This window comes from Flavobacterium enshiense, assembly GCF_022836875.1.
GTDB classification, from domain to species: domain Bacteria; phylum Bacteroidota; class Bacteroidia; order Flavobacteriales; family Flavobacteriaceae; genus Flavobacterium; species Flavobacterium enshiense_A.
This window is the reverse complement of sequence record NZ_CP090376.1, coordinates 1,374,254-1,392,861: the sequence shown is the minus strand read 5'-3', so window position 1 is coordinate 1,392,861 and position 18,608 is coordinate 1,374,254. Positions and strand designations below refer to the sequence as shown.

14 protein-coding genes are annotated in these 18,608 nt (G+C 38.7%); 6 read left to right on the top strand and 8 right to left on the bottom strand.

Annotated features, from left to right (window positions below; genetic code table 11):
- Positions 1-10 precede the first annotated feature (10 nt).
- Positions 11-598 (top strand): DUF1287 domain-containing protein, encoded by a 588-nt coding sequence (locus tag LZF87_RS06115; RefSeq protein WP_244343032.1) that lies wholly within the window; start codon positions 11-13, stop codon positions 596-598.
- Here the strand turns inward: LZF87_RS06115 and LZF87_RS06110 are convergent.
- The 3 genes from LZF87_RS06110 to LZF87_RS06100 all read right to left on the bottom strand — a co-directional run bounded on the left by LZF87_RS06110 (position 595) and on the right by LZF87_RS06100 (position 5,055).
- A complete protein-coding gene (locus LZF87_RS06110; protein WP_244343031.1) occupies positions 595-1,950 on the bottom strand; it encodes a UDP-N-acetylmuramate--L-alanine ligase in 1,356 nt (451 codons plus the stop codon). The two genes, LZF87_RS06115 and LZF87_RS06110, sit on opposite strands and share 4 nt — an antisense overlap.
- A 19-nt stretch (positions 1,951-1,969) precedes the next feature.
- Positions 1,970-2,653, bottom strand: a complete 684-nt coding sequence (locus LZF87_RS06105) for a tetratricopeptide repeat protein (protein ID WP_244343030.1) — start codon at positions 2,651-2,653, stop codon at positions 1,970-1,972.
- Positions 2,654-2,904: 251 nt separating this feature from the next.
- Positions 2,905-5,055 (bottom strand): S46 family peptidase, encoded by a 2,151-nt coding sequence (locus LZF87_RS06100; RefSeq protein ID WP_244343029.1) that lies wholly within the window; start codon positions 5,053-5,055, stop codon positions 2,905-2,907.
- A 663-nt stretch (positions 5,056-5,718) separates the two neighbouring features.
- On the opposite strand from LZF87_RS06100, the gene LZF87_RS06095 reads away from it, so the two are divergent.
- Entirely contained in the window at positions 5,719-6,459 is a 741-nt protein-coding gene (locus LZF87_RS06095) for a DUF6261 family protein (RefSeq protein ID WP_244343028.1), read from the top strand.
- Positions 6,460-6,573: 114 nt separating this feature from the next.
- Here LZF87_RS06095 and obgE read toward each other — a convergent pair whose 3' ends face one another.
- The 4 genes from obgE to LZF87_RS06075 all read right to left on the bottom strand — a co-directional run bounded on the left by obgE (position 6,574) and on the right by LZF87_RS06075 (position 10,192).
- Positions 6,574-7,581, bottom strand: coding sequence for a GTPase ObgE (gene obgE, locus LZF87_RS06090; RefSeq protein ID WP_244343026.1), 1,008 nt, complete (start codon positions 7,579-7,581; stop codon positions 6,574-6,576).
- A 147-nt stretch (positions 7,582-7,728) separates the two neighbouring features.
- A complete protein-coding gene (locus LZF87_RS06085; RefSeq protein ID WP_244343734.1) occupies positions 7,729-8,958 on the bottom strand; it encodes a hemolysin family protein in 1,230 nt (409 codons plus the stop codon).
- A 65-nt stretch (positions 8,959-9,023) separates the two neighbouring features.
- The gene (locus tag LZF87_RS06080; protein WP_244343010.1) at positions 9,024-9,596 is read right to left on the bottom strand and encodes an adenylate kinase; all 573 of its coding nucleotides are present in this window, start codon (positions 9,594-9,596) and stop codon (positions 9,024-9,026) included.
- A 65-nt stretch (positions 9,597-9,661) separates the two neighbouring features.
- A complete protein-coding gene (locus LZF87_RS06075) occupies positions 9,662-10,192 on the bottom strand; it encodes a phosphoribosyltransferase (RefSeq protein ID WP_244343005.1) in 531 nt (176 codons plus the stop codon).
- A 178-nt stretch (positions 10,193-10,370) separates the two neighbouring features.
- Here LZF87_RS06075 and LZF87_RS06070 point away from each other — a divergent pair, with 178 nt between their 5' ends.
- Positions 10,371-10,904: a hypothetical protein gene (locus LZF87_RS06070; protein ID WP_244343004.1), complete on the top strand. Its 534-nt coding sequence runs from the start codon at positions 10,371-10,373 to the stop codon at positions 10,902-10,904.
- 37 nt (positions 10,905-10,941) lie between these two features.
- Here LZF87_RS06070 and LZF87_RS06065 read toward each other — a convergent pair whose 3' ends face one another.
- Positions 10,942-14,319, bottom strand: a complete 3,378-nt coding sequence (locus LZF87_RS06065; protein WP_244343003.1) for a T9SS type A sorting domain-containing protein — start codon at positions 14,317-14,319, stop codon at positions 10,942-10,944.
- Positions 14,320-14,624: 305 nt separating this feature from the next.
- Between LZF87_RS06065 and LZF87_RS06060 the strand changes: the two genes are divergently transcribed.
- The 3 genes from LZF87_RS06060 to LZF87_RS06050 all read left to right on the top strand — a co-directional run bounded on the left by LZF87_RS06060 (position 14,625) and on the right by LZF87_RS06050 (position 18,541).
- The gene (locus LZF87_RS06060) at positions 14,625-15,782 is read left to right on the top strand and encodes a 5-(carboxyamino)imidazole ribonucleotide synthase (protein WP_244343001.1); all 1,158 of its coding nucleotides are present in this window, start codon (positions 14,625-14,627) and stop codon (positions 15,780-15,782) included.
- Positions 15,783-15,856: 74 nt separating this feature from the next.
- Entirely contained in the window at positions 15,857-16,342 is a 486-nt protein-coding gene (gene purE, locus LZF87_RS06055; RefSeq protein ID WP_023574028.1) for a 5-(carboxyamino)imidazole ribonucleotide mutase, read from the top strand.
- Between the two features lie 171 nt (positions 16,343-16,513).
- Complete coding sequence (locus LZF87_RS06050) at positions 16,514-18,541, top strand: M3 family metallopeptidase (protein WP_244342999.1); 2,028 nt, start codon at positions 16,514-16,516, stop codon at positions 18,539-18,541.
- Positions 18,542-18,608: the final 67 nt, after the last annotated feature.

Genomic DNA, 18,608 nt, shown 5'->3' with positions numbered 1-18,608 from the left:
AAACGAAGATATGAAAGTTTTTAAATTTTTAATCATTTTCTTACTTTTAAATAGTTTCACAACATCTGAAAAAGATTTCTATGAAAAGCTGTCAGATGCAGCATTACTGCTCACCAAAGACAAAGTAACCTACGATCCCAGTTATATCGCTATCCCATATCCAAACGGAGACGTACCAAAAAACAAAGGTGTTTGCACCGATGTAGTGATTCGGGCTTATCGTAAATTAGGCATTGATTTACAGAAGGAAGTTCATGAAGACATGAAATCAAATTTTTCAAAATACCCGAATCTAAAAAAATGGGGACTAAAGACAACCGATACCAATATCGACCACAGAAGAGTCCCAATTTTAGAAGTGTTTTTTAGCAGAAAAGGACAAATATTGAAAATTACTGAAAATCCGAAAGATTATAAAACGGGAGAATTAGTCACCTGGATGATTAACGATAAACTTCCGCATATTGGAATTGTCACCAACAAAAAATCATCGGACGGAAAACGCCCGATGATTGTTCATAATGTGGGTGCCGGACAGGTTTTAGAGGACTGTTTGTTTTCCTATAAAATCGTTGGGCATTATAAATATCCTAACTAGTTGATCAAACCTTTGACGTCGTCAAAATTCAAACCTCCGTAATTTCCGGAACTCATCAATAACAAAGCCGAATTCTCTAAATCGCGATTAAATAAAAAGTTCTTGAATTCTTCCGGATTGGTGTAAATAATCAAATCATTGCGTTTAAAAGCCTGTGCAATTTGATCGTAAGTCACTTCTTCCAACTGTTTGATTTTAACAGCGTCAGGCGAATAGAAAACCACAGCAACATCCGCATGATTCAATGCCCCTTCGTATTCTTTTAAAAATTCGGCATTTAAACTGCTGTAGGTATGTAGCTCCAAACATGCTACCAATGTACGATTCGGATATTGTTCTTTCACCGCTTTGGTTGTTGCAGCTACTTTACTTGGCGAATGTGCAAAATCCTTATAAGCGACTTTCGTTTTGCTTTCAGCAATTTTTTCCAAACGTTTGGAAGCCCCTTTAAAACTGGCGATCGCCTCGTAGAAATCCGCTTCATCAACGCCCATGTTCTGGCAAATCCATTTTGCTCCTGCTAAATTATTCAGGTTGTGTGCACCGAAAACTTCAATCGGCATTGGTCCTTCCGGAGTTTCTAAAAGTGTCACGCCGTTTTCTACCGAATAATCCGGTGTTTGGTATGCAATTTTACGGATTGGATTTGTCGCCGCTTCCGCAACACGTTTCACTTCCGGATCGTTTTCATTGTATACCAGAATACCACCGTTTGTAATTTTTTGGATGAAGATTTCAAACTGTCCCACATAGTTTTCATATGTTGGAAACACGTTGATATGATCCCAGGCAATTCCGCTAATCAAAGCGATATTCGGCTGGTACAGATGGAATTTTGGTCGGCGGTCCATCGGAGAAGACAAGTACTCATCCCCTTCCAATACGATAAAATCGTTTTCTTCGGTCAAATGCACCATGGTATCAAATCCTTCCAATTGTGCCCCTACCATATAATCCACATTGATTCCGTGATAATGCATAACGTGCAGAATCATAGAAGTTATGGTAGTTTTCCCGTGGGATCCCCCAATAACTACGCGAGTCTTATTTTTCGATTGCTCGTATAAGAATTCGGGATAGGAATAAATTTTCAAGCCTAATTCCTGAGCTTTCAACAACTCAGGGTTATCGGCTTTAGCGTGCATCCCTAAAATAACTGCCTCGATATCAGAAGTGATTTTTTCAGGAAACCAGCCCATTTCTGCCGGCAACAACCCTTTCTTTTCTAATCTTGATTTTGAAGGTTCGAAAATCGCATCATCGCTTCCGGTTACCTGATATCCTTTACTATGCAGCGCTAAGGCTAAATTATGCATCGCAGCACCACCTATGGCTATAAAATGTGTACGCATTTGTTTACTTGTGTGTTATTTATGTGTTGACTCCGCCTTTTAATTTTTTAGCTTTTTCAACATCTTTTAATTTGTTCAAATATAAGTCATATAGTTTTTCAAAAGTGGTTTTGGAATGCCCAATTTCATGTGCCTTTTTCAGATTGGCTTCTGCTCTGACGTACCGCTTGAAATAGACATCGATATACCCTTTAGCCAAATAACCGTCCACTTTGGAAAGTTGCTGCAATTCACCGGCATACTTCTGTGCCTTAGCTTCACTGCCACCAACAATTCCAGGTAATTCAATATAAAAAACTACTAATGCCCATCTGGTATCGACATGCTTTGAGTCCAATCGAGCAGCAGTTTCGAAAGCTTTTTTAATTTCATCGATCATTCCGAATGCCTTAATTTTATTGGATTCTTTGGCTTTCATTCCCAAAGCCCCTCCGAATTTATAATGATAATCAGCATTTTTGGGGAACTGGGTTTTTAATTTTTTATAGTACCCAATGGCTGCATCCCATTGATTCTGATGCGCTGCAATATCGCCAAGATATTCAGTCGCTTTGGGGTCAGCTCCTTTTTGCCGAGCATAATTTTCAAATAAGAGTTTCGCCAGAGTGTATTTCTTTTCTTCGAAAAACGTTTTGCCTTTATCGAAATCTGATTGTGCACTGAGGAGCAGCGGAAAAAATAAAAAGAAAAAAATTTGCCTCATGGTTCAAAAATAAAAAAAAGTATCAAAACACAAAAGTCCTACCCTCTTTAGCCTCGATGGCAGTGATATCCGTTTATGGAGTGACAGCGGAATAAAAGGTAAAACGTCCCGATAGCTATCGGGAAGCGGCAACAGGGAAACCAAAAAATGCCCGAACCATTGCTTCGCCAATTCGCTATCGCTTGGGTCCCTCCAAAAAAAATCCGGATACATTACTGCATCCGGATTCTCAATCCTTTGATTAAGGAGTATTATTTAATGATTGTCATTTCGTCCACGATGTGTTTAGCTCCTGAGAAGTTCTCAATTACCCACAATACGTAACGAATGTCACAGTTGATTGTTCTTTGTAATTTAGTGTCAAAGATTACGTCACCAGCCATAGCTTCGATGTTACCGTCGAAAGCAAGACCGATCAACTCACCTTTTCCGTTCAATACAGGAGAACCAGAGTTACCACCTGTAATATCGTTGTCAGTCAAGAAGTTCACGTGTAATGAACCGTCTTTGTCTGCATAACGACCGAAATCTTTGTTTTTGTTCATTTCCAATACTTTCGCAGGCAAGTCGAACTCTTTGTCGCCTTTTTTGTATTTTTTTACCTGACCTGTTAAAGTAGTATAGTTGTTTACAGTTGCATCGTTACGTTTGTCAGCCGGTAAAGAACGAACTTTTCCGTAAGTTAAACGCAATGTTGAGTTTGCATCCGGATATTTGATTGTTCCTATGTTAGACACACGTAAACCTTCTACCAATTTACGGTAAGCCGCACCGAAATCGTTTTGTGCTTTTGCAACTTCGTCTGATTTAGCGTTGTAGTGCGTCATCAAATCGTTAGACAATTTCATCAATGGATCGTTTGTAATCAATCCTTCGCTTGGAGCATCTAAAAACGCTTTGATTCTGTCTTTAGAAGATAAGATACTTAAATCGAAAGCAGCATTAACGTATTTAGAGAAATCGTTGTTGTTTGCTTTTCCTAATTCAGCCACAGCTGGTGCAATTGCATATCCTGTAGATTTCGTAGCATACAATTTCAATTGTGCAGCCATGATATCTTTTTCAGCAGGAACGTGAGCTTCTTTGAACATTTCGTCAGTCATTTCAAGGATAGCCGGAGCCATTTGCGCACGTTTAGCAGCATCAGCCTTAGCATAGTTTTCCAACTGTTTTCCTAAACCTCTTGAAATTGTTGCGAAAGAACTTGTTCTGAAAAGCGTCATTAAGTAGTTGTCATGACGTGACTTTTCGTTTGTCAACTTGTAATAGTTGTTGATTGTAGTTACTACGTTTCCGTATTTTGCTTTATTCTCAGGCTTGTTAGCCCATTTGTCGAATTTAGCCTCTTGAGCTGCTTTAGTTTTAGCAGTACCGAATTTACTTAACGCGTCAATCATTCCCTGACGGTTTTTCCAGTAGTTAGCTACACCAGCATATTTTGAAGCATATACTAGGTTCAAAGCATCGCTCTGATCCATGTATTTTTTCATGTTATCCATACCGGTTTTAGAACCTTCAACCCAAGCAGGATAAGCATATTTTACGTTTTGCTCGATTCCAGCAGCAGGCATCCAACGGTTAGTTCTACCAGGATATCCTAAGATCATTGCGAAATCGTTTTCTTTAACACCACCGATGTTTACCGGTAAGTAATGTTTAGGCTTAATCGGCACGTTTTTTTGAGAATACTCAGCAGGATTTCCGTTAGCATCTCCGTAAACACGGAACATTGAGAAATCTGCAGTGTGACGAGGCCACTCCCAGTTGTCAGTATCTCCACCAAATTTACCTAAGCTTTCTGGTGGTGTACCTACTAAACGAACGTCTTTATAATCTTGGTAAACGAAGTAGTAGAACTCATTTCCTTGGAAGAAAGAACGAACAGAAACAGTATATTTTCCGCCTTCGTTGTTTTCTTTTTCGATTTTAGCGATTTCAGCATTGATTGCTTTTTCACGCTCAGCTTCTGTCATTTGATCGTTTACAACTGACAAAATTCTTTTCGAACAGTCATCCATACGAACGAAGAAACGAACGTATAAGCTTGACGGTTTTAATTCTTCAGCTCTGGAGTTTGCCCAGAAACCGTTTTTAAGATGATTTTTTTCTGCTGTAGATAATTCAGTAATCGCATCGTACCCACAGTGATGGTTAGTTAATACTAATCCGTCTTTAGAGATAATCTCAGCTGTACACCCTCCGTTAAACTGAACGATAGCGTCTTTTAAACTGTGATGGTTAATGCTGTAGATTTCTTCAGCAGTAAGCTGCAATCCCATTTTTTGCATATCTCGGTGGTTCAAACGCTCAATGAACATCAAAAACCACATTCCTTCATCGGCTTTTACGCTTGCCGGAACAAGCATAATCCCTACGATTAAGGATAAAAGTAATTTTTTCATAGTTAAATTTATTTTTAGTGGTGCGAAGATACTTTTTTTTGGTAATTAGCTGAAAATAATGATTTAGAAATATTTTTCATTAAGAAAATTTTAACAAAAAATCCTCGTTACGAAAAATAAAAAAAATGCCTTTTGAGCATCTTTTTTTAAGTTCCAATCCAAATCTATTATTAAATCAGATTTTGAAGTATCAAATTATAAACATCATCAAACTACAACAAACCTGATTATATTATTTTTTTGTCATTCTCAAACCAAATTGAAAGGAATTTGCCCTTCATAATGATTTTACCAAATTTAAAATCTTCTCAAACTTCATCAAAACCACATCGTAAGAAGATGAATTCGCAAGAAATAACTGTAATCTTAGCAATAAAAGTACGCTTTGTCGATTTTTTATAACACATCAACAGATTTTTAACTTTTCTTTAAATAAAACTGAAAAAGCAAAAATATTTTTTTATAAGCTTACACATATCACAACACAACCAAAAACAAATTATTATGAAAACCTGTCACTCACCGCCCAACCGGTCATAAGAATTCAGGATAGTTTCACGACAGTAGAAACATACTTTTCTGAAAAAAGGAAATCTTACAAAGACAATACGGACTTTTCCGAAATTTTAAAAAACCAAAAAAAAATTAAAAAAAAACATCGACATGATAAATTCTATTACACTTAACAGTTTGAGAAACGCTGAATTCATCCAATTCTGCAAAGATTTTACTTCTATTGTTGCAAACAGCAGCCTTACCGTTCACTCCCTACAAATACAGCATGACACCATGGTCAGAAAAATCTCTGAAATGGAAACAATGTTTAAAAACACCACGCCAAGCCCTATCACTCCAGAGTTAGAAGAATTGGATTGGTGCAGAAACAAAAACATTATGGGAATATTTGGCATCGTTAACGCTTACACTTGCCATTTCGACCCTACTTACAGCTATGCTGCCACTTTGCTACAGAACAACATCAAACTGTATGGTTCAGATATCACGAGAGAGACTTATCAGTCGGAAACTGCTATAATCAGTAATATTATTTCGGATTGGGAAACAAAACCTGAATTGACATCAGCCATCGGCACCCTGAATTTGGGTCAGTGGGTCATCGAATTAAAAAAAGTCAATCAAACTTTCCGTGACACTTATCACAGATACACTCAGGAGTTTACCAACAATTCACCTGGAACTTTTAAAAGCAAACGCAACGAAATGGTTTCTATTTACCATGATCTTTGCAAATATCTGTCTGCTTTTTCAGTAGTACAACCAATATCATGGGGTGCTAACACAATTCATGAAGTTAACACGTTGATTAATCAATACAACCAAGTTATCGTCGGGCGTACAACTTCAGTAAAAACAGAAAAAACTGTTCCTGTTAGTTCAAATTAATCAAATTACAACCTGACAAATCCAATAGTTTACCAAGACTTTTGTTTTTAACGGTTACACCAAAATAAAAAGCGTTCCCAAAAGGAACGCTTTCTTATTTTATAACCTAACAGCTTATATTTCTACATTCAGCATCTGCCATAATTTATCTTTCAGTTCTGTAAGACCTTGTTGTGCGACTGATGAAATAAACATATATGGAATTCCTTTAAAGTCTTTATCCAAATGCTTTTTCATTTCAGCTTTCAACTCATCGTCCAGCATATCGGATTTTGAAATAACCACCAAGCGGTCTTTATCCAACATCTCCGGGTTGTAGCGGCGTAATTCATCCAACAGGATATCGTATTCTTTTTTAATATCCGGCGCATCAGCCGGAACCAGGAACAACAACGTTGAATTACGCTCAATATGGCGAAGGAAATAATGCCCTAAACCTTTACCTTCTGCAGCTCCTTCGATAATTCCGGGGATATCAGCAATTACGAACGACTGGAAATCACGGTAGGCCACAATTCCTAAATTCGGTTTCAGTGTTGTAAACGGATAATCGGCGATTTTTGGTTTTGCGGACGTCAGCACCGATAACAATGTGGATTTTCCGGCATTCGGGAATCCAACCAAGCCAACATCTGCCAATACTTTCAATTCCAGCGTCACATCGATTTCTTCCGACGGCATCCCTGGTTGGGAATATCGTGGTGTTTGATTCGTAGAACTTCTGAAATGCCAGTTACCCAATCCGCCTTTTCCGCCTTTAGCGAGAATTTTTTTCTCTCCGTGTTCTGTGATTTCAAACAAAACCTCATCAGTTTCTTTATCGCGGACTACAGTCCCCAAAGGCACTTCAATGTATTTATCTTCACCGTCAGCTCCGGTACTGCGCGCACTTCCACCGTCTCCTCCGTGCCCCGCTTTAATGTGACGGGCGAATTTCAGGTGAAACAATGTCCACAAACCTTTATTTCCAACCAGATACACGTGTCCGCCGCGACCACCATCACCTCCGTCCGGACCACCTTTTTCAATAAACTTCTCTCTATGCAAATGCGTAGAACCTTTACCTCCTTTTCCGGAAGCAACGTATATTTTTACGTAGTCTACAAAGTTCCCTTCTGTCATTTCTTCTTTTCGTTCTGTTAATTAGCTTATAGCCAGCGAAAGTTCAAATTTATATTAGTTAATAACTATCAACCTTCAAACCTCCTGTTATATTCTCTTTCTGTTATAATACGGACATCTGCTCTTTCTTATGCAGCTGACACATATTTATTCACCATCCTTTAAAAGGCGAACCAATACTTTATCAATTTTGATTCCATCCATATCGACGACTTCCAACTCCATTTTGTTCCATATAAGCTTTTCACCCTCTTTTGGAATATACGTCAACTCTGTCATGATCAAACCGCTTACAGTCGTTACGTCATAATCGTTAATTAGATCATCTAAATCGAAATATGTTAAGAAATCATGCAACGAGTAATGTCCATCAACCAACCAAGTCCCGTCTTCACGGGCAATTAACTGGAATTCCTCTTCGTAAAATTCCGCCGCATCACCCACCAATGCCTCAAGGATATCGTTAAGGGTGATAATACCCTGGCAGATTCCGTATTCATCAGTTACCAAAGCATAATGTACTTTGGATTTTTTGAAATTCTCTAACGCTTTATAAGCCGATGTATGTTCTATAAGATATACCGGTTCTTTGGCAATAGTTTTTAAATCGAACTCGCCTTTTTCGAAGCTGGCAAACAAGTCCTTCAGTAAAACCACGCCAACTACTTCGTCGAGATTTTCAACACAAACAGGATATACCGAATGCAACTCATCCAAAACCTTTTCTTTCAATTCCTGAATAGTTTCATCCAAAGAAAGATAAACCACAGACTTTCTGTGTGTCATCAGTGAATTTACTTTTCGGTCACCGATATGAAACACACGCTCCACGATATCTTGTTCAATCTCCTGCACTTCACCAACTTCAGTTCCTTCTTTAATGATGGCTTTAATTTCCTCTTCGGTTACTTTACCATCGGCTGTAGGTTTGATTTTGAAAACATCCAGAACAAACTCAGTAGAAACAGTCAACAACCAAATGAATGGCATTGTTACGACTGAAACCGCTTTCATAGGCACTGCCACAGCTTTTGCGATTGATTCCGGGTAATTCAGACCGATTCGTTTAGGCAACAATTCTCCTATAACCAAAGAAAAATAAGTTAAGACCACCACCACAATTCCTACTGAAAGGCTTGGTGAATAAGGACGAAGCATTTCAAAACCTTCTAAAAACAACCTAACATTGTCGGTAATTTTTTCCCCACTGTAAATACCTGTAAGAATCCCGATAAGGGTTATCCCGATTTGTACCGTGGACAGAAATTTGTTAGGCGAATTGGCTAATTCCAAAGCCGTTTTCGCACTGGCATTTCCTTTTTTTGCCGCAGATTCAAGACGGTTTTTTCGCGCTGAAATCAATGCGATTTCGGACATAGAAAAAACACCGTTAAGTAATATTAAAAAGAAAATTATGAGTATCTCCATGTTTGTTTTTTAGGTTACAACGTGTCTATCACAGCGCTTAGTCGCTCTGTAATTTCTTCAATAGAACCAATACCATTTACGGCATGAAATTTATCCTGTGCTCTGTAAAAATCCATTAACGGAGCAGTTTTTTCATTGTATTCCTCATAACGGTTACGGATTTTTTCGGCATCCTGATCGTCTGCTCTTCCGGAAGTTTTTCCTCTTTCTAAAATACGCTCCACCAAAACATTATCATCCGCTTCAAGCGCTATAGTTGCTGTTACTTCCCAGTTTTTGGTTTTTAAAAACTCGTCTAAAGCATTGGCTTGCGGAATTGTTCTCGGAAAACCATCAAAAAGAAACCCTTTGGAATCCATATTTTTCTCTACTTCATCCTGTAGCATTTTAATGGTTACAGTATCCGGAACCAATTCTCCGTTATCGATATAACCTTTAGCCTCTTTCCCTAAAGCAGTGTCGTTTTTCATGTTGAAACGAAAAATATCACCTGTAGAAAGATGGATTAAATTGTATTTTTCTTTTAAAAATTCTGCTTGTGTTCCTTTTCCTGCGCCCGGTTTACCGAACAAAACAATGTTGATCATTTTAAAAAATTGTAATTTGTAGTTATGTTGTTTTATTATTCTTTATTTAAAATCAAATCTTTTCATCACTTAAGCTGATAGACTTCCGGAAGATTTCTTCCCAAACCGTCATAGTCCAGTCCGAAGCCTACGATAAATTTATCCTCGATTTCGATACCAATATAATCAATTTTTATGTCTTTTTTGTAAGCTTCCGGCTTCAAAAACAAAGTAGCAAATTTTAATTGCTTAAGGTTTTTATCCGCAAACTGATTATACAACTCTTCGATAGTATTTCCGGTATCCACGATATCTTCTATAACAACTACCGTTCTGCCAGACAAGTCCTGATTCAACCCAATAAGTTGTTTCACATCATTGGTCGTTTCCATTCCGTCATACGATGCCATTTTGACAAAACTGACTTCGCACGGCCTCTTATAATGCTTCATAAAATCCGAAACCACCATAAACGAACCGTTCAGAACACCAATAAAAACAGGGATTTCTCCATTTAATTCAGCCGCAACCTGTTTGGCCATGCGTTCGATTGCCCAATCCAGTTCTGCAGCAGAAATATAAGGAACAAATCGTTTGTCGTGAAGTTGAATTTCCATTTTTACATCAGGGAATAATTTGCAAAGATAATTATTTTTAGGTATGAGTTGCGTATTATAAGTTATGATTTACGAGTTAACCCTTTTTAGCCGAAAAACTCATCCCTCTCAATACCTGAAATTTGTCATTCTGTCAAATTCACTTACATTAGCACTACCATAAGCATTCATTTGTAAAATGAAGGAGATTTTATTCAGTCGATTAGAAAAAAGCAACGCCGGCACCGATTGCCGAAAAGGGCTTCGGGATTTCATTTTTGATCATCCGGGACATCTGAAAGATCTGATTGCATTCGGCACTGACCTCAACAACAAAAACCACCACAAGGCGGTTTGGATTATCGAAATGATTGCCGAAGTAAAAACCGGAATGCTTCTGCCCTACATCGACAGCATCTGTGAAATCATTTCAGCTTACAAAAACGATTCTGCTATAAGAGGAATATCGCGTGTAGCTTTTTTTCTGGGAACTTCAAAAAATATAAAGCTTACGGAATTTCAGAAAGAAAAACTCATCGAAATATGCCTGGACTGGCTTATCCGTGACGAACGGGTTGCCTGTAAAGTATATGCGATGAAAACACTGGTTCATTTCGGCAAAAAAGAACTTTGGATCAATGAGGAATTAAAGGAAATTCTTGATAGGGATTATGCGCAGCAATCAGCAGGATACAAAGCAGCCGCACGGGAAGTTTTAGGAAAAATTAAATAATAACAGATCTTGAACCCATCACAAAAAAGCGGGGATGCTATTTCTTAAGCACTTTGAAATCCTGTCTGTAACCATCATAATCAATTTCCACAAAGTATAATCCTTCGGAAACTTGCGACAAACTTAAAGAAACTTGTTGCTCACCAGAAAAACGATTGACAGAAATGGTCTCACCCAATATGTTAGTGATTTTCGAAGTGATTTCAGAAAACGCATGAGGAAACTGAATTTTAAAATCCCCATTTGTAGGGTTTGGATAAAGCACCAGTCCATTCAAACTGCCCGGATTATCGACACCTAAAACCGAATGACACGTCGAGACGACCTGGCAATCATTATCGGTAATAATCACGGCATAATTTCCTGCAACAAGAGGACTGAACGACTGATTAGTTGCCCCATTAACAAAAGTGCCGCCATTATTACAGTCAATCCACTGGTAAGCATCAGCGACTGCGTTTGCGGTCAGCGTATTGCCAGCCACAGCGATTGTGTTATTCAGATTTCCGCACAAACTGTATTTCGCCAAAAACATATTATCGTTATTCAGGCAATTAAGCGTAGTAATACCCCCAGTGGCATCAAAATCCCCTTCACCTGAAAAATTCCCGGTAAGAAGCAATTTATTTTTCTTTACCGAAAGCGACAAGCCATAATCATTCCCATCACCACCGATGGATTTGACCCAGAGATAATTACCGTTTCCATCATACTTAGCAAAAAAAGCATCACTGGTAGAAGTCGATGGAATCAAAACAGCCTGATTTTGAGCATCCGGATTAAAATCAGTTGCATCCGAATAATATCCGGTCAGGTAAATATTCCCCAATGAATCTGTTTTAACTGCATTTACATTTGCAAAATCAGACAGACCGCTAATTCCTTTTCCAAAAATAAAATTACCATTGCTTGCATACTTTGCAAAATACATGTTTGCAGTTCCCTGTCCGTTCAGAGTGCCATTGTTTCCACCCGGATTTAAATCAATACTACCACCACCGAATGTACCGGCAACAATCAAATTGCCCGTTGGATCGATTGCAATAGATCTTCCCGCACCAAACCCTCCGCCTTCAGGCACTTTTACCCATACAAAATCACCGTTCGAATTGTATTTTACAACAAATACATTATAGAATTGATTGTTTGTATCATAAATTACTGCTGGAATTCCCGGATCAAAATCGGTTGTCCCGTTAAAATAACCGGTACAATAAAAATTACCATCATTATCACATACCACGGAATTCGTTGTCATCTGATCACTATTATCGATACGCTTCGCCCAAATATAATGGCCATTTATATCATATTTGGCAATGAATGCATCAGAATAGCCATTAGATGTCAGGTTGGCTATTCCAGTATCGGGATCAAAATCGCCTGTCCCGATAAAATATCCGGATACCAAAATATTCCTGTGAGAATCCAAAGCAATCGAATTGAATGCTCCGCTTGACCCGATAGCCTTTGCCCAAATATAATTTCCATTAGAATCATATTTTGCCAGAAAAAGTTTTGAAGTTATTTCACTACCCTCATTCCCGTTTAGAATTGCAATTCCGGGACCTGGATCAAAATCAATTTCTCCTGAAAGACTACCCGCCACATAAATATTATCGTCTTGATCCAAAAGCATAATAGAAAGAAAAGCCAGTCCCTGACCTCCTATACTCTTTGCCCATACATACCCTCCGGCATTATTATATTTTGCTATAAATGTATTAAATGAGGACGGTGAATTTAAAAAACTCTGATTTGGCCCCAAATCAAAATCTGCGGAACCGCGAAAATATCCCGCAGAATAAACATCTCCGTTACTTCCATGTTCCACACAAACCCCTATCTGACTTGTATCTGTTCTACCATAACCTCCAATTGTAACCGCATTAAGATAATTTCCTAAAGTATCAAACCGCATCCAAAAGGCATTGGAATACGGCACAGGAGATGATATATTTACTGTTCCGAAACCAGGATCAAAATCAGCAGTTCCATAAAATACCCCTGTGAGATACACCTGCCCGTTACTACCCGAGGCAAGAGAAAATCCCTTTTCTAAAATCCCTTCTGTATGTTCATCCGGCGAAGGATTCTGCCCTCCCAATGATTTGCTCCATATATAGTTCCCTGTGATGTCGTACTTTGCCCAAAAAACATCATTGTATCCGTTCGAAGTTAAATTCGAAGTTCCTGACCCCGGATCGAAATCAGAAGTCCCAAAAAACCATCCCGTGATATAAATAGCATTATTATTGTCCAAGAGAAGGGAAAAAGCCTCTTCATAGCCGGTTCCGCCAATCGATTTACTCCACAGGTAAGCACCGGAAGATGTATACTTTGCAATAAAGATATCCCCCGAACCGGCCGCAGCATGCATATGTACACCTGGACCGGGATCAAAATCGACTTTATCAAAAAACCTTCCTGATGCATAAATATTTCCGAGCGGATCTAATTTCAGCACATTTCCTTTTTCACTATTAATCCCTCCTATTTGCTTTACCCACAAATAACTCCCTGAACCACTGTATTTCGCAATAAAAGTATCTCTACCGCCAATAGAAGTTAGTGAATTAATAGCAGCATCGGGATTAAAATCGCAACTTCCTTCAAAATCACCTGTTATAAACACATTCCCTCCGGAATCTACTGCTACGGAATTTATATAATCATTCCCTCCATTACCCGCAATAGATTTTGCCCACACATAATTCCCATTGCTGTCATATCGGGCAAAAAAACCATCCAACCCCTGTATGGCGTTCAATACATTTACGCCAGGTCCGGGATTAAAATCTGCCTGAGAATCAAAAACACCTCCGAGGTATATGTTATTATTGGTATCCAAAAAGAGGGACTGTATTCTCACATGCGAAGAACCAGCCCCGCCCATGTTTTTAACCCAAACAAAATTTCCGTTTGAATCGAATTTTGATATAAAAACATCCGATGATCCATTTGGTGAAACGGTTACCACAGCAGGTCCCGGATCAAAATCGACGGTACCAAAGAAAGTGCCGCTGAGAATAAGATCTCCATTACTGTCCAAAGCCAAATTAAAGGATTGATCACTATCTGGAATTGCATTTATTGGAAAGCTTGTTCCGGCAATTTTTTTTGCCCAAATCAAAGTTCCATTGCTTTCATATTTTGCCAAAAAAAGACTCCCGCTTCCGGAAGTCAGGCTGTATGCATTTCCACTGAAATCAAAATCGGCTGTGCTTTCAAAATATCCCAAAACAAATACTTTCCCAAAATCATCAACAGCAATTTCCTTACCATTTGATTCCCCACCACTTATCGGAGTACCTGTCGTATTAAAAGCCCATTCAAACGCAGGGTCATCCTGAGCGTGTACAACAAACTGAACCCCCATCAGAAAAAACCAAAAAAAACAGTATAACTTTTTCATAATGTGAGATTTACATTTTCACAAATTTAATTTATTAATAAAAAGAACATTCACAGTTTCAAGTGATTTTTCATAATAATAGATGAAAAACCGTTTTAAACGGTCTTCTCCAAAATTTAACCCCATGAAACTTCTTTTTTTCACTTCTTACTAATCAAAAAATCCCCAAAAACATGTCAAATATTTAAATTAGTATCATCGATTGTTAATTATCAATGGAGTAAGTATCTTTGCACACAAACAACAACACAATGGTACGAGCGAAGCGATTGCATGAAACCATTAAAAAACAATAACTACAACGAATGAATTATTTCTCATCCGATTTTAAATTAGGTATTCTTGGCGGCGGACAATTAGGAAAAATGCTTCTTGCCGAAACCAGAAAATTCGATATTCAGACATACGTTTTAGATCCGAGCGACGAGGCTCCTTGTCAATTCGGCGCGACTAAGTTTTTCAAAGGCAGTTTAATGGACTACGACACCGTGTATCAATTCGGTAAAGCGGTTGATGTGTTAACCATCGAAATTGAAAACGTAAATCTGGATGCGTTAGACACTTTGGAAGCAGAAGGAAAAAAGGTGTATCCATCACCAAAAACCTTACGAATGATTCAAAACAAAGGCCGTCAAAAGGATTTTTATGCCGAAAACAATATCCCTACATCATTCCATATTCGTTTTGCTGACCTTACCGGTTTAAAAAATGCATTGGATAAGGAAGAAGTAACATTCCCGTTTGTGTGGAAATGTGCTGAATTTGGTTATGACGGAAACGGCGTGAAAATTGTTCGTTCCGCTCAGGATTTAACAGATTTACCAGAAGTGGAATGCATAGCGGAACAAATGGTCCCTTTCAAAAATGAATTGGCCGTAATAGTTTCTCGAAATGTTTCCGGCGAAATCAAAACGTATCCGGTAGTGGAAATGGAATTCCATCCCGAAGCCAATCAGGTGGAATACGTAATCTGCCCGGCGAGAATTGACGATAAAGTAGCCGACAAGGCAAGAAATATAGCTTTAAAAGTTTCGGAAGCCTTTAACCACATCGGACTTTTAGCCGTAGAAATGTTCCAAACAGAAGACGATCAAATCCTGGTTAATGAAGTGGCACCGCGCCCTCACAATTCAGGTCATTACAGTATCGAAGCCAGTTACACTTCGCAATTCGAGCAACATATCCGTTCTATTTTAAATTTACCTTTAGGAAACACCGACAGCAAAGTAGCCGGAATCATGGTTAACTTGGTGGGTGCCGAAGGTTTTTCAGGTCCGGTAGTTTATGAAAATATCGAAAAAATCATGGCTATTGATGGTGTAACACCTCACATTTACGGAAAAAGAGAAACCCGTCCGTTCCGAAAAATGGGACACGTTACCATCGTAAACGAAAACATGGCCGAAGCAAGAAAGATTGCAGAGGAAGTTAAAAACAGCATCAGAGTAATCAGCGTTCAGTAAGCAGTGTTCATACGGCAGAATGCAGATTGTAGATTCATAGCGATTACAGAAACCAAATAACCAAACACACAACAATGAGTAAAGTAGCCATCGTAATGGGAAGTGTTTCCGACATGCCGGTCATGCAGGAAGCCATCGACATATTAAAAAATTTCGGCATTGAAACCGAAGTTGACATTGTTTCCGCTCACAGAACGCCGGAAAAACTGTTCGATTTCAGCAAAAATGCACATACCAGAGGTATTTCAGTAATTATTGCCGGTGCAGGTGGTGCCGCGCATTTACCAGGGATGGTAGCATCAATGTCGCCGCTTCCCGTAATTGGAGTACCGGTGAAATCAAGCAATTCCATTGATGGTTGGGACAGTGTTTTATCCATTTTACAAATGCCAGGCGGTGTTCCGGTAGCTACCGTAGCTTTAAACGGCGCCAAAAATGCCGGAATTTTGGCTGCACAGATTATAGGAAGTCACGACAAAGCCGTATTGGATAAAATGATTGACTATAAAGAAGGATTGAAACAGGCTGTGCTGACCGCAGCGGAAAACCTAAACAAATAAAAGTGAAAAAAGCCCCTGTGGCTGGGACTTTTTTCGGGGTCCACAGACTAATGGGTTAAAATTAGCCGGTGTTTATTGTTCTTATTATTGGGAGCAAAAAGGATATTAAAATTCGGATTCCAATTTTACTCGATAAAAATATAAATTTTACCGATAAACTGCAAATAAAAAATGAAGATTTTAACAACTAAATTCCTAACCAAGCATAATACTGCACCTTTTTCGAAAATTAAAATCGAAGATTATGCTCCGGCTATCACTAAAGGCATTCAACTCACGCGTGCTGAAATAGATGACATCGTAAATAATGCGGATAAACCTACGTTTGAAAACACCATCGAAGCATTGGAATTTTCCGGTCAGACATTGGATCGCATTACCAGTATTTTTTTCAATTTGAATTCTGCCGAAACCAGTGACGAAATGCAGAAAATTGCACAGGAAGTTACTCCGATGCTTACCGAATTGAGCAACGACATTACTTTAAACACTGCTTTATTCGAGCGCATCAAATCGGTTTATCAGCAAAAAGAAAGCCTGAACCTGAACACAGAGCAGGCTATGCTTTTAGACAAAAAATACAAAAACTTCTCGAGAAACGGAGCACTGCTGGCAGAAGACAAAAAAGCCCGTTTGCGTGAAATCGATACGGAACTGGCCAAATTGAAACTAACTTTTGGTGAAAATGTATTGGCAGAAACCAACGCCTATCAATTACTTATTACAAACGAAGCCGATTTAAAAGGATTGCCGGAAGGCACCGTTGAAGCCGCTCGTTCATTAGCAAAAAGCAAGGAAAAGGAAGGATGGATTTTCACTTTGGATGTTCCAAGCTACTTACCATTTGTTACCTATGCCGAAAACAGGGAACTTCGTAAAAAACTTGCGATCGCTTACGGAAAAAAAGCATTCCAGAACAACGAATTCGACAATCAGCAGAATGTTTTAAAGATTGCCAATCTTCGCCACGAACGAGCCAACTTATTAGGCTATAAAACCCATGCCGATTTTGTATTGGAAGAACGCATGGCTCAAAATCCGGAAAAAGTAAATTCATTTTTAAATGATTTGCTTTCCAAAGCAAAACCGGCTGCCGAAAGAGAATTTAAACAACTGACCGATTTTGCCAAAAACCTTGACAACATCGATCATTTGGAAAAATGGGACAGTTCCTATTATTCGGAAAAACTGAAACAGGAATTATTCAATCTGGACGATGAAAAACTGAAACCGTATTTCAAATTACAGAACGTTCAGAACGGAGCCTTTACCATTGCCAACAAACTTTTCGGATTGACCTTTACGGAAGTTTTCGACATCGACAAATACCATGAAGATGTACACACTTTTGAAGTTTCGGACGCCTCAGGAGATTTGGTTGCCATATTCTACTCCGATTTCTTTCCGAGAAAAGGAAAACGAAATGGCGCCTGGATGACTTCATTCAAACCACAATATGTAAAAGAAGGTGTTAACGAAAGACCTCATGTTTCCATCGTTTGTAATTTCACCAAACCGACCGAGACCAAACCGTCGTTGTTAACTTTCAATGAAGTAACCACATTATTCCACGAATTCGGACACGCTTTACATGGTATGCTGGCCGATACTACCTATCCGAGTTTATCGGGGACATCTGTATACTGGGACTTTGTGGAATTGCCGAGCCAGGTAATGGAAAACTGGTGTTATGAACCTGAAGCATTAGCTTTATTTGCACATCACTACGAAACCGGCGAAATTATCCCGCAGGAATTTGTAAATAAAATAAAGGAAAGTGCGAGCTTTTTGGAAGGAATGGCAACGCTTCGTCAATTAAGTTTTGGCTTGTTGGACATGGCGTTCCACGGAAAAAATCCTAGCTATATAAAGGATGTCAAAGTTTTTGAAAAGGCAACCATGGAAGACACTGCATTATATCCTGATGTCGCCGTAAATTGCATGAGTGTTTCGTTTTCGCATATTTTCCAGGGAGGATATTCATCTGGTTATTACAGCTACAAATGGGCAGAAGTATTGGATGCCGATGCGTTTTCCTATTTTCAGGAAAAAGGTATTTTCAATAAGGAAGTCGCCGATAAATTCAAAGACAACGTACTTTCAAAAGGCGGTACCGACCATCCGATGACCTTGTATAAAAAATTCAGAGGACAGGAACCGAAACCGGAAGCCTTGTTAAAACGTGCCGGATTGATTTAAAAATCTGATTTAATAGTTTAAAAACCGAAGTTTACGCTTCGGTTTTTTTATTGTCATAAGTAAAAAC